The sequence below is a fragment of the Rugamonas sp. genome, assembly GCF_025354735.1.
Lineage (GTDB): Bacteria > Pseudomonadota > Gammaproteobacteria > Burkholderiales > Burkholderiaceae_D > Rugamonas.
Genome location: NZ_JANXMI010000053.1, coordinates 1 through 11,158, shown reverse-complemented (window position 1 = coordinate 11,158; position 11,158 = coordinate 1). Strand labels below are relative to the sequence as shown.

The following is an 11,158-nucleotide window of genomic DNA, read 5'->3' as shown; positions in this document are numbered from 1 at the left end:
CTTGAGAAGCTGCCTACCTGCCCTAACAGCCAGATCGATACCCTGCTGCCGTTCACGAACTCTACCCAGCCTTAAAGCCAATTGCCAGATGGGGCCGCTGGACGCTTACATTACATATTCATCCAGAACCAATACATCCAGTATCAGGACTGGGCCGACCACCTCCTCGAATGCGTGGAGAATTTGCGTGCTGCCGGCTATCTCAAGCCCATGTACGTTTTTTTGCTCACCTCCACCCCGGAAAGCGAGGGCATGGATTTGCCGACCTATGGCGTCGCCAGCCGGGTCGGCATGAGCGAGACCATGAGGGTGGAACACGAGAGGGCGTTGAAGGAGGCGCGCGAGAAGAAACGCAAGCCGCCTATTACAGCAGCCGAGCTGGCCGACCATGGCGTGAATGTCTTCATGGGTTCGCTGTGGACCTGCGCGCAAACCGACGGAAAGTTGAGGAAGAGCGATTACGAGGAAATCTACATCCACGCCAAGGTGGCGATTGTGGACGATGCCGCGTTCACGATAGGCTCGGCCAACCTGAACCTGCGCAGCATGGCGCTGGACAGCGAACTCAATGTGTTGAGTCAGGCGAAGGACGTGGCGTATCAACTGCGCTGCGATTTGTTTAGCCAGTGCACCGGAAATGCGGGACCGGCGCTGTTTGAGGATATGGGCAAAACGTTTTCGGATTGGCGAATACTTGCTTCAAAAAACGTTACAAACATGAAGAACGGGACTCAATTACAAGGACAATTGTTGCCCTTCCATGTGGACCGCCAACCCGGCGCACCAGTCGTCTAGCCATGAGCAAATCGCGTCTATGTTGGATATATGCCTTGGCCCTGCTGGCGTTATTGACGGCCGGGTGCCTTTTTCCTCAATGACTATTTACAGGAGAGAGCCTTGCATGCCCTGCCATATGGATTTAAGAAATTTAACTTGTCCGACCCGTTACCCAAGTGCGCCCGCTGGAAAGATAATATGCCGAAGACCCGTGATCCGGCGACTTACCGTCTGTATATTGAGGCGCGCAAGGTCTGGCGCAGCAAGATTGCATGGCAGTTTACCCACGAGGAGGCCACACGGATACTCACCGATGTCAGCAAGGCTGCCGACCTCGGAGACTGGGGCGCGCGCGCATTGATGGCGCATTTTTATCTGCACGGGCTTGGCGTGCTCGACTCCAATCACGTGTTGGATGCCGCCCCTGACAAGTCGGTCGAAATCGTCCGCATGGCGGCCGAGGCCATGCAGCCCTGGGGACTTTACGACCTTGGCGTGGCGTATGAACATGGCTATGGAGGTGTGCCCTACGATGCCGACCTGGCTTGGGCATATTATTTGAAGGCAGCACGGCTCGGCAGCCCGGAGGCGCAGATGGCGTTGGCCCAGGCTTATATAGCAACAGGACGTTGGGGTGATGGAATAATTATGCAGCAATGTGCATATCAACAGGGATATGGACCAGCTGCCTACGAGTTGGCTTTAGACGCTGGTACCGATAAGCGATATCAAGAAGCGATGCAAATGTACCAAGATGGAGTTAAATTTGGGAATTTTGATTGCGCTGGAGCGCTTGCAATCGTGTTTAATAAAGGGTATTGGGGAAAAGGTTCTGACGAAGAGAAAGAAATCTTACGCCCTTTGGGAATTGGAGTAGACCCCGAGCGAAAAAGCCGTTACGACGCCATTTACGACGCATTGCAAATCAATCCCGACCTGAAGCTGAGCAGGCTCGATCAAGTGCTTCCCTTGCCACCAGCGAAACTGCCTGCATGGTCTGGTGTTGAAGACGCGATCGCACCCGAGTCCAAAGACCGCCCGACCTACTGAAATACAAGCGCCCGTGAAGAATTTAAAACTTACGCCGGCAGCAGCAGCCGGTAACCGACCGCCGTCTCCGTCAGCAGGTGGCGCGGCTGGGCTGGATCGTCTTCCAGCTTGTGACGCAGATGGCCCATGTAGATGCGCAGGTAGTGGCCGTTCTCCGATTGCGACGGCCCCCACACGGCGCGCAGCAACTGCGGATTGGTGACCACGCGGCCGGCGTTGCTGACCAAAACGGACAGCAAGCGGAACTCGGTCGGCGTCAGGTGCACGGCCTGCCCGGCCTTGGTCACGCGGCGGTCCTTCAAGTCCACGGCCACGTCGCCGAACTGCACCAGCCCCGCGCTGTCGGCCAGCGGCTGGCGTTGCCGGCGCAGGGTGGCGCGCACGCGCGCCAGCAGCTCGCCGACGCCGAACGGCTTGGTCAGGTAATCGTCGGCGCCGGCGTCGAGCGCGCGGATTTTATCGTCCTCGTTGACGCGCGCCGACAGCACGATGATGGGCACCTGCGACCACTTGCGCACGTCGCCGATGAAGTCGATGCCGTCGCCGTCGGGCAGGCCGAGATCGAGCACGATCAGGTCGGGCTTGCGGGTGCCGGCGTCGATCAGGCCGCGCTGCAGGGTGGCCGATTCAAAAATCTGCCAGCCCTCCTCCTCCAGCGCGGTGCGCACAAAGCGGCGGATCTGCGGTTCGTCTTCGACCAGCAGCGCGGTCGGTAAAGGCTCATTCATATTCGGTGTCGCTTTTCGTTTAGATATCGAGGTCGAAATCGGGATCGGGATCGGGCGGGGCCGGCGGAGTCCCCAGCGGCAGCGTGAAGACGAAGGCCGCGCCGCCGGCCGGCGACGGCGCCGCCGAAATTTTGCCGCCGTGCGCCTCGACGATGGCGCGGCAAATCGCCAGCCCTAGGCCGACGCCGGGCTTGGCCGACTCGCGTTCGCCGCGCGTGAATTTTTCGAAGATGGCTTCTTCGCGGCCATGCGGCAGACCGGGGCCGTCATCATAAACCATCACATCGAGCCACAGGCCGCGCACCTCGGCCTGGACGGCGATATGCGATCCGGCCGGGGTGTACTTGGCGGCGTTCTCCAGTAAATTCGACAGCACCCGTTCGATCAGCACCGCGTCGAATCGCACCAGCGGCAAATCGGCCGATAGTTGAGTACTCAAGTGATGGCCCTTGAGCTGTGAGCCGCTGGCGCGCAGCGCGCTGCCGACCACCTCCTCCATCGCGTGCCACTGCAAATTGAATTTCACTTCGCCGCTCTGGATGCGCGCCATGTCGAGCAGGTTGGACACCAGGGCGCTCATGCGCAGCGCCTCGTCGTGCAGCGCCGCCGCCACTTCCAGCTGCGACGGCGCCAGCGCCGGCTTCGAGCCGGCCAGCGATTCGGACAGGCCGACCAACGACGTCAGCGGCGTGCGCAAATCGTGCGACAGCGCCGCCAGCAGCGAATTGCGCAGCCGTTCCGACTCCATGTTGACCAGCGCGTTCTGCGCCACTTCGATGTAGTGCACGCGTTCGAGCGCGATGGCGGCCAGCGCGGCGAAGGTGTCGAGCTGGCGCCGCTGTTCGGGCACCAGTATCCAGCGCCGGTGCTCCGGCTCGATGGCCAGCACGCCGCGGGTGCGCATCGGCGCCACCATCGGCAGATAGAAAATGCGGCTGGCCGGCAGCGTATCGGTGCCCAGGCCCGCGCTTTCGGCGTGGTCGAAGGCCCACTGGGCGATGCCCATGTCGAGCGCGCCGAGGTGGGCGAAGGTGGCGCTGTCGCTGGTGGTCTGGCGCGGCAGCAGCAAACGGCCGCCGTCGTCCGCCACCAGCATGGTGGCGCGGGCGCGGAAGGCGCTCTGGATGAAGTTTTGCGTGGTCTCGAAAATCTGCTCGGTCAGCAGCGCGCCGGACAGCTCGCGCGCGAATTCGTACAGGGCCCGCGAGCGCGCCTCGCGCTGCGACGCCACGCGCGCCTGGAAGCGCAGGTCGGACGTCAGGTGGCCGGTGATGAGGCCCACCGCCAGCATCACGGCAAACGTAATCAGGTACTGGAAATCGGTCACCGCGAACGTGAAGCGCGGCGGCACGAAAAAGAAATCGAAGCAGGCCACGCTGACGCAGGTGGCCATCACCGACGGGCCGCGCCCGAAGCGCACCGCCACCAGCACCACCACCAGCAGGAACAGCATGGCGATGTTGGCCAGGTCCAGATAGGCCAGCAGCGGTGTGGCGATCAAGGCCGTCGCGAGGCTGGCGGCGGCGGCCCAGCCATAGCCGGCGACGCGGCGGCGGGCGTGCTCGTCGTCCTCGTCGTCCTCGTCGGCCTTCGGTTCCTGGGCGCCGCGCGGCGGCTCGGCCGTGGTTTCGTTTTTGGCGTCGCCGATTTCTATCAGGTCGATATCGCCCGCGTAGCCGGCGATGCGCTTGATGTGCGAGGCGCGCCACGGCCACGTGCGATGGCCGCGTCCCATGACGATCTTCGACAGATTGTGGCTGCGCGCATAGTCGACCGTGGCCAGCGCGATGTCCTGGCCGGAAATGACGGCGGTGGTCGCGCCCAGGTCTTGCGCCAGCTTCAGCGTCTTCAGAATCTGTTCGCGCTGGCGGGCGGGCAGGCGCTGCAAGGCCGGCGTTTCGATATAGATGGCGTGCCATGTGGTGCCGAGCTGCCCGGCCAGGCGCGCGGTGCTGCGCACGGTGTGGTCGCAGCCGGGCCGCGGGCCGACGCAGGCCAGCAGCGCGGCGCCGGTCTTCCAGATCGCATCGATGGATTTCTCGACGCGGTAGGCGCGCACGTCGTCCTCGATGCGGTCGGCGGTGCGGCGCAGCGCCAGCTCGCGCAGCGCGATCAGATTCCCCTTGCGGAAAAAATTCTTCGACGCGCGCTCGGCCTGCTGCTCCTGATAGACCTTGCCGCTTTTCAGGCGCGCCAGCAGCTCGTCGGCCGGAATATCGACCAGCACCACTTCGTCGGCCTGGTCGAACACGGTGTCCGGCACGGTCTCGCCGACGCGGATGCCGGTGATGCCGCCGACGACATCGTTGAGGCTTTCCAGATGCTGGACGTTGACGGTGGTGAGCACGTCGATGCCGGCGTCGAGCAGTTCCTCGACATTCTGCCAGCGCTTGGGATGGCGCGAGCCGGGCGCGTTGCTATGGGCCAGTTCGTCCATCAATATCAGCGGCGGCTGGCGCTCCAGCGCCGCGTCGAGATCGAATTCGGCGATGCGCTTGCCGCGATATTCGACCGCCTTCAAGGGCAGCACATCGAGGCCTGCCAGCATGGCCGCCGTCTCCGCGCGGCCGTGGGTCTCGACCACGCCGACCAGCACCGCCTGGCCGTCGGCCTGCAATTTGCGCGCGGCCGCCAGCATGGCGTAGGTCTTGCCGACGCCGGCCGAGGCGCCGAAATAGATGCGCAGTTTGCCGCGCGCGGCGCGCCGTTCCTGCGCCTGCACCTGGGCCAGCAGGGTGTCGGGGTCAGGGCGTTGGCTGTCGATGGGGAGCATGGGTCATGAGCTTGAAAAAGCGCCAGGCGCCGATTCAGCGAGTATGCGCACTTTCCGCGTCCAATGCCAGATTGAGCGCCAAAACATTCACGCGCGGTTCGCCGAAGAAGCCGAAATACTGCGCCTGGCGCTTCGCCTCTATCATGGCGCGCACCGTCTCGACGTCGAGATGGCGCGCCAGCGCGACGCGGCGCGCCTGATACAGCGCGCCGGCCACGCTGATCTCGGGATCGAGGCCGCTGGCCGACGCCGTCACCAGGTCGACCGGAACCGGCATCGCGTTGTCGGGATCGGCCGCCTTCAGCGCGGCGACGCGGCCCTTGACCGCATCGATCTGCGCCGGATTGCTCGGGCCGAAATTGGAGCCGCTGGAGTTGTTGGCGTTGTTCGGCATCGGGCCGGTGGCCGACGGACGGCCCCAGAAGTATTTCGGCGACGAGAACGACTGGCCGATCAGCGCCGAGCCGACCGGCTTGCCGCCGGCTTCGACGATGCTGCCGGCGGCCTGCGAGGCGAAAGCCACGCTGCCGATGCCGGTGACGGCCAGCGGATAAATCACGCCGCAGATCAGCGTCAGTGCGCCGAACAGTACCAGCGCGGGACGGATGTGGGAGGTCATGGTGGATTCCTTAAATAATCGGGTTATACAAAATTGCAGGCGGCGAGCAGCATGTCGATCAGCTTGATGCCGATGAAGGGCAGGATGATGCCGCCGACGCCGTAGATCAGCAGGTTGCGGCGCAACAGCGCGGCCGCGCCGATGGCCCGGTACTGCACGCCCTTGAGCGCCAGCGGTATCAGGAACACGATGATGAGCGCATTAAAGATCACGGCCGACATGATGGCCGACGACGGGCTGGCCAGATGCATGATGTCGAGCGCCTTCAACTGCGGGTAGGTGCCGACAAACGCCGCCGGGATGATGGCGAAATATTTGGCGATGTCGTTCGAGATCGAGAATGTGGTCAGCGAGCCGCGCGTCATCAGCATCTGCTTGCCGATTTCGACGATCTCCAGCAGCTTGGTCGGATTCGAATCCAGGTCGACCATATTGCCCGCTTCCTTGGCGGCCTGCGTGCCCGAGTTCATCGCCACGGCGACGTCGGCCTGCGCCAGCGCCGGCGCGTCGTTGGTGCCGTCGCCGGTCATCGCCACCAGGCGGCCCTCGGCCTGGTAGCTGCGGATCAGTTTCAGCTTGTCTTCCGGCGTCGCTTCGGCCAGGAAGTCGTCGACGCCCGCCTCGGCGGCGATGGCGGCGGCGGTCAGCTTGTTATCGCCGGTAATCATCACCGTCTTGATGCCCATGCGGCGCAGTTCCGCGAAGCGCTCCTTGATGCCGCCCTTGACGATGTCCTTCAGTTCGACCACGCCCATCACGCGGCCGTCGTCGACCACCACCAGCGGCGTGCTGCCGCGGCGCGACACGTCGTCGACGGCGCGCGCCACTTCGGCCGGATACGACTGGCCCAGCGACTCGACGTATTTACGCACCGAGTCGGCCGCGCCCTTGCGTACTTCGCGGTCGCCGATATCGACGCCGCTCATGCGGGTGTTGGCGGAAAACGGCACGAAGACGGCGTTCAGCGTCGCCATTTCGCGTTCGCGGATATTGAACTTCTGCTTGGCCAGCACCACGATGCTGCGCCCTTCCGGCGTTTCATCGGCCAGCGACGCCAGTTGCGCCACGTCGGCCAGCTGCTGTTCGGTGACGCCCGGCGCGGCGACGAAGGCCGAAGCCTGGCGGTTGCCGAGCGTGATGGTGCCGGTTTTATCGAGCAGCAGCACGTCGACGTCGCCGGCCGCCTCCACCGCGCGGCCCGAGGTGGCGATCACGTTGGCCTGCATCATGCGGCTCATGCCGGCCACGCCGATGGCCGACAGCAGGCCGCCGATGGTGGTCGGGATCAAACAGACCAGCAGCGCGATCAGCACCGTGATGGAAATCGGCGCGCTGGTCAGGCCCGCCGCCTTCGCCGCCTCGACCGAGAACAGCGAGAACGGCAGCAGCGTCACCGTGACGATCAGGAACACGATGGTCAGCGCCACCAGCAAAATCGTCAGCGCGATTTCGTTCGGCGTCTTCTGGCGCTTGGCGCCTTCGACCATCGCGATCATGCGGTCGAGGAAGGTCTCGCCCGGATTGGCGGTGACCTTCACCACCAGCCAGTCCGACAGCACGCGGGTGCCGCCGGTGACGGAAGAAAAATCGCCGCCCGACTCGCGGATCACGGGCGCCGATTCGCCGGTGATGGCGCTTTCGTCGACCGAGGCCACGCCTTCGATCACTTCGCCGTCGATGGGAATCACGTCGCCCGCTTCGACCAGGATGTAATGGCCCTTGCGCAGCTCCGTCGCGATCTGCGGCAGCCAGGTGGTGCCGTGCTTGGGCGACGCCAGCTTCTTGGCCATCACCGTCTGCTTCAGATTGCGCAGCGACGCCGCCTGCGCCTTGCTGCGGCCTTCGGCCAGCGCCTCGGCGAAGTTCGCGAACAGCACCGTGAACCACAGCCAGATGCTGGTCGCGAGGATGAAGCCGGGCCGCGCCTCGCCCTCGCCGGACAGCGCCTGCACGTACAGCAGCGACGTGATGATGCTGCCGACGTAGACCACGAACATCACCGGGCTACGCAACTGCGTGCGCGGGTTGAGTTTTTTGAACGAGTCGATGATGGCCGGGACCAGCAGCACCGAGTCGAACAGCTTGAGCGATCCGGCCGGCGCGCCGGGGCGCGTATCGAGTGCGGCCATCTCTTTTGCTGCGATTTGAGCGTGTGACATCTTGAACTCCTGAGATTATTTGGCGAACACTTGCAGCTGTTCGACCACCGGGCCGAGTGCCAGCGCCGGTACGTAATTGAGCACACCGACCAGGGCGACGACGCCGATCAGCAGGCCGACGAACATCGGGCCGTGGGTCGGCATGGTGCCGGCGTTCGCCTCCAGACGCTTCTTGGCGGCCAGCGAACCGGCGATGGCGAGTATCGGCACGATCATCGCGAAGCGGCCGAACCACATCGCCACCGCCAGCGCGACGTTGTAGAACGGCGTGTTGGCGCTCAAGCCGGCGAAGGCGCTGCCGTTGTTGTTGGCGGCGGAGCTGAAGGCGTACAGGACTTCGGAGAAGCCATGCGCGCCCGGATTGAGGATGCCGGCCTTGCCCGCGCCCACCATCACGGCGATGGCCGTACCGGCCAGCACCAGCGTCGGCGTGACGAGGATGGCGATGGACGTCATCTTCATTTCATAGGCCTGGATTTTCTTGCCCAGGTATTCAGGCGTGCGGCCTATCATCAGGCCCGAGATGAAGACGGCCATGATGGCGAAGACCAGCATGCCGTACAGGCCGGAGCCGACGCCGCCGAATATCACTTCGCCGAACTGGATCAGCAGCATCGGCATCATGCCGCCGATGGGCATGAAGGAATCGTGCATGGAGTTGACCGCGCCGCACGAAGCGGCCGTCGTCACCGCCGCGAACAGGGCGGAGCCGCTGACGCCGAAGCGCGTCTCCTTGCCTTCCATATTGCCGCCCGATTGCAGCGCGCTCGCGTGCTGGTCGACGTTCATCGCCAGCAGCGCGGGATGCGCCTGCTGCTCGGCCACCAGCACCACGCTGGTGGTGACGACGAACAGCAACGTCATCGCGGCCAGCACGGCCCAGCCCTGGCGGCGGTCGCCGACCATGCGGCCAAAGGCGAAGCACAGGCCGGCCGGAATCAGGAAGATGGAAATCATCTGCGCGAAGTTCGACAGCGGCGTGGGATTTTCAAACGGGTGCGCCGAGTTGGCGTTGAAAAAGCCGCCGCCGTTGGTGCCCAACATCTTGATCGCCTCCTGCGACGCGACCGGGCCCATGGCGATGTTCTGCGTGGTCGCGGTCAGCGTTTCGGTGACGGCTACACCCTTGGCGTCTTTCAGCGGCTGGCCATCGGCGCCCACTTTCGGCTGCGTGTAGGTGACGGCGTCGATCAGGCTCACGTCTTTATAGGCCGAGAAATTCTGGATCACGCCCTGCCCCATCAGGAACACGGCGAACACCAGCGACAGCGGCAGCAGCACGTACAAGGTCGAACGCGTGACGTCGACCCAGAAGTTACCGATCGACTGCGCCGAGCGCGAAGCGAAGCCGCGGATCAGCGCATAGGCCACCGCCATCCCGGTCGCGGCCGAGAAGAAGTTTTGGCCGGTCAGCACCAGCATCTGGGTCAGGTAGCTCATCGCCTGCTCGCCGCTGTAGCCCTGCCAGTTGGTGTTGCTGACGAAGCTGACGGCGGTGTTGAAGGCGGAATCGGCGCCGATGTTGGCCATCGAATGGGGATTCAGCGGCAACCAGGCCTGCACCCGTTGCAGCGCGTAGACGGCCAGCGTGCCGAGGCCATTAAACAGCAGCAGCGCGATGGCGTAGGACTTCCAGCTCATGCCCTCGTCCGGCGCGATGCCGGCGGCGCGATAGAGCAGCTTTTCCACTTTGGCGATCCAGCCCAGGCCGGGAATGGCGCTGCCGTCGCCGATCCGCGTCAGCACGATGCCGAGCGGGTAGGCCAGCGCCAGCAGCACGGCCAGGAACACGGCCAGCAGGATAAACGATTGCATGGTCATTACAGTTCCTCCGCGTTCAACAGGGCGACGACGAGATAGACCAGCAGGCCGGCCGAGGCGATGGCGCCGATCAGATAGAAGGTGTTCATGGCTGGCCTCCGAGCTTGTCGCAGCCGGCCGCGAAGGCGCAGGTGATGGCGATGAAGGCCACGATTGTGCCGATAAATACGATGTCCATAACCGTCCTCATACAAGTTAGTTTTGATGTTTCCAGCGTAGTGGCATCGGTCTAAAGATTTTGTAAAGACTTGGCGGCGGGGTGTAAACAAAGTGTAAAAATTTCAAAAACCCCGTGTCCACCGCTGACCCGGCATCACCATCATCATGGCGCTTGCACTAATTTATCTGCACAGCTAAACTAAATAAAATAGCTAAACAAAGTAAAAAGAATTTGTGCAGATAAACCATGCCTAACGTTGAAAAAAACCTGATCGAATCGCTTAGACGGGCACTGGAACGCGCCGGCATAGCGACCGAAGAACCGGAATTCAACGTACCGCACCACGCCGGGCAATTGGATTGCCTACTGCATATTTCGTCGCCCTATGGCCGCAGGCGCCTAGCCATCGAGTTGCTGCGCCAAGCCTATCCGAGGGACATCCGCGATGCCGTCTGGCAGCTAAAAAGCTTCCTGAAGGATAATGACGAGTCCAAAGACTTCATACCGATGGTAGCCGCCGGCACTTCAGCGACGGCGCCAAGAACGATCTGCGGCATCAAAAAATGGCCTATTTCGAGGCCAGCGGGACATTTTATTTGCGGCACAAGGAATGGCTCATCGATATCGAGCGCCCTTCCAAGCCGGCTCAGCGCCGCAGCGCCTTAGAGCTGTTTACCGGTGCCAGGGAACAGGTAATCCTTGCCTTGCTCGTCGAACGCCACCGCTTCAGGAGCGGATTGGAACTCGCCGAGTTATCAAAGACCTCGACCTACACCGTCTCTACCGTACTCGCGGAACTGGATCGCAGGGAATGGATCGAGAGCGAAGGCAGCGGCCGTACGCTGCGCCGCAAACTATCGCGTCCGAGCGAGCTGTTTGACGCATGGGCACAGGCCTGGCATCAGCGCAAGGAACTGAAGACGAAGTGGTTCGCCTACGTCCCCAATTCCAACAATCTCGTGGAGCAACTGGCGAGCCGGATGAATAACTCGGATCGCGATGAAGCGGTCTTCACGGGAGCCGCCGCCGGCAACATGGTAGAGCAGCACCTCACCCGGACGGATACGGCCG

The 11,158-nt window shown here is 63.1% G+C and carries 9 protein-coding genes and 1 pseudogene; 3 read left to right on the top strand and 7 right to left on the bottom strand.

Features of this window, described 5'->3' with window-relative positions:
- Positions 1–81: 81 nt before the first annotated feature.
- Both Q0S71_RS05725 and Q0S71_RS05720 read left to right on the top strand, forming a co-directional pair.
- Positions 82–795 (top strand): phospholipase D-like domain-containing protein, encoded by a 714-nt coding sequence (locus tag Q0S71_RS05725; RefSeq protein ID WP_295992694.1) that lies wholly within the window; start codon positions 82–84, stop codon positions 793–795.
- A gap of 102 nt (positions 796–897) precedes the next feature.
- Positions 898–1,827 (top strand): DUF6396 domain-containing protein, encoded by a 930-nt coding sequence (locus Q0S71_RS05720; protein ID WP_295992692.1) that lies wholly within the window; start codon positions 898–900, stop codon positions 1,825–1,827.
- Between the two features lie 29 nt (positions 1,828–1,856).
- Here Q0S71_RS05720 and kdpE read toward each other — a convergent pair whose 3' ends face one another.
- From kdpE to Q0S71_RS05685, 7 genes are read right to left on the bottom strand one after another with little or no spacing between them, the layout of a single operon-like run.
- Positions 1,857–2,555: a two-component system response regulator KdpE gene (gene kdpE, locus Q0S71_RS05715; RefSeq protein WP_295992690.1), complete on the bottom strand. Its 699-nt coding sequence runs from the start codon at positions 2,553–2,555 to the stop codon at positions 1,857–1,859.
- Between the two features lie 19 nt (positions 2,556–2,574).
- Complete coding sequence (kdpD, locus tag Q0S71_RS05710; protein WP_295992689.1) at positions 2,575–5,328, bottom strand: two-component system sensor histidine kinase KdpD; 2,754 nt, start codon at positions 5,326–5,328, stop codon at positions 2,575–2,577.
- Positions 5,329–5,362: 34 nt separating this feature from the next.
- Positions 5,363–5,947, bottom strand: a complete 585-nt coding sequence (gene kdpC / locus Q0S71_RS05705; RefSeq protein ID WP_295992687.1) for a potassium-transporting ATPase subunit KdpC — start codon at positions 5,945–5,947, stop codon at positions 5,363–5,365.
- A 23-nt stretch (positions 5,948–5,970) separates the two neighbouring features.
- Positions 5,971–8,076 carry a potassium-transporting ATPase subunit KdpB gene (kdpB, locus tag Q0S71_RS05700; RefSeq protein ID WP_295992697.1) on the bottom strand — a complete coding sequence of 702 codons (2,106 nt, stop codon included), beginning with the start codon at positions 8,074–8,076 and terminating at the stop codon, positions 5,971–5,973.
- A 45-nt stretch (positions 8,077–8,121) separates the two neighbouring features.
- A complete protein-coding gene (gene kdpA / locus Q0S71_RS05695; protein WP_295992684.1) occupies positions 8,122–9,927 on the bottom strand; it encodes a potassium-transporting ATPase subunit KdpA in 1,806 nt (601 codons plus the stop codon).
- Positions 9,927–10,016, bottom strand: coding sequence for a K(+)-transporting ATPase subunit F (gene kdpF / locus Q0S71_RS05690; protein WP_295992682.1), 90 nt, complete (start codon positions 10,014–10,016; stop codon positions 9,927–9,929). The genes kdpA and kdpF overlap by 1 nt, the downstream gene beginning before the upstream one ends.
- On the bottom strand, positions 10,013–10,105 hold the full coding sequence (locus Q0S71_RS05685; protein ID WP_295992680.1) for a potassium ABC transporter ATPase: 93 nt from the start codon (positions 10,103–10,105) through the stop codon (positions 10,013–10,015). Before Q0S71_RS05685 ends, kdpF begins: the two co-directional genes overlap by 4 nt.
- A 545-nt stretch (positions 10,106–10,650) precedes the next feature.
- Between Q0S71_RS05685 and Q0S71_RS05680 the strand changes: the two are divergent.
- Positions 10,651–11,158: pseudogene (locus Q0S71_RS05680) on the top strand (hypothetical protein); the annotation flags it as partial.

Excerpts from the sequence above, each read along its gene's own strand:
- kdpF (WP_295992682.1), bottom strand. The coding sequence starts at position 10,016 with ATGAACACCTTCTATCTGATCGGCGCCATCGCCTCGGCCGGCCTGCTG.
- kdpB (WP_295992697.1), bottom strand. The coding sequence starts at position 8,076 with ATGGCCGCACTCGATACGCGCCCCGGCGCGCCGGCCGGATCGCTCAAG.
- Q0S71_RS05685 (WP_295992680.1), bottom strand. The coding sequence starts at position 10,105 with ATGGACATCGTATTTATCGGCACAATCGTGGCCTTCATCGCCATCACC.
- kdpA (WP_295992684.1), bottom strand. The coding sequence starts at position 9,927 with ATGACCATGCAATCGTTTATCCTGCTGGCCGTGTTCCTGGCCGTGCTG.
- kdpD (WP_295992689.1), bottom strand. The coding sequence starts at position 5,328 with ATGCTCCCCATCGACAGCCAACGCCCTGACCCCGACACCCTGCTGGCC.
- kdpE (WP_295992690.1), bottom strand. The coding sequence starts at position 2,555 with ATGAATGAGCCTTTACCGACCGCGCTGCTGGTCGAAGACGAACCGCAG.
- kdpC (WP_295992687.1), bottom strand. The coding sequence starts at position 5,947 with ATGACCTCCCACATCCGTCCCGCGCTGGTACTGTTCGGCGCACTGACG.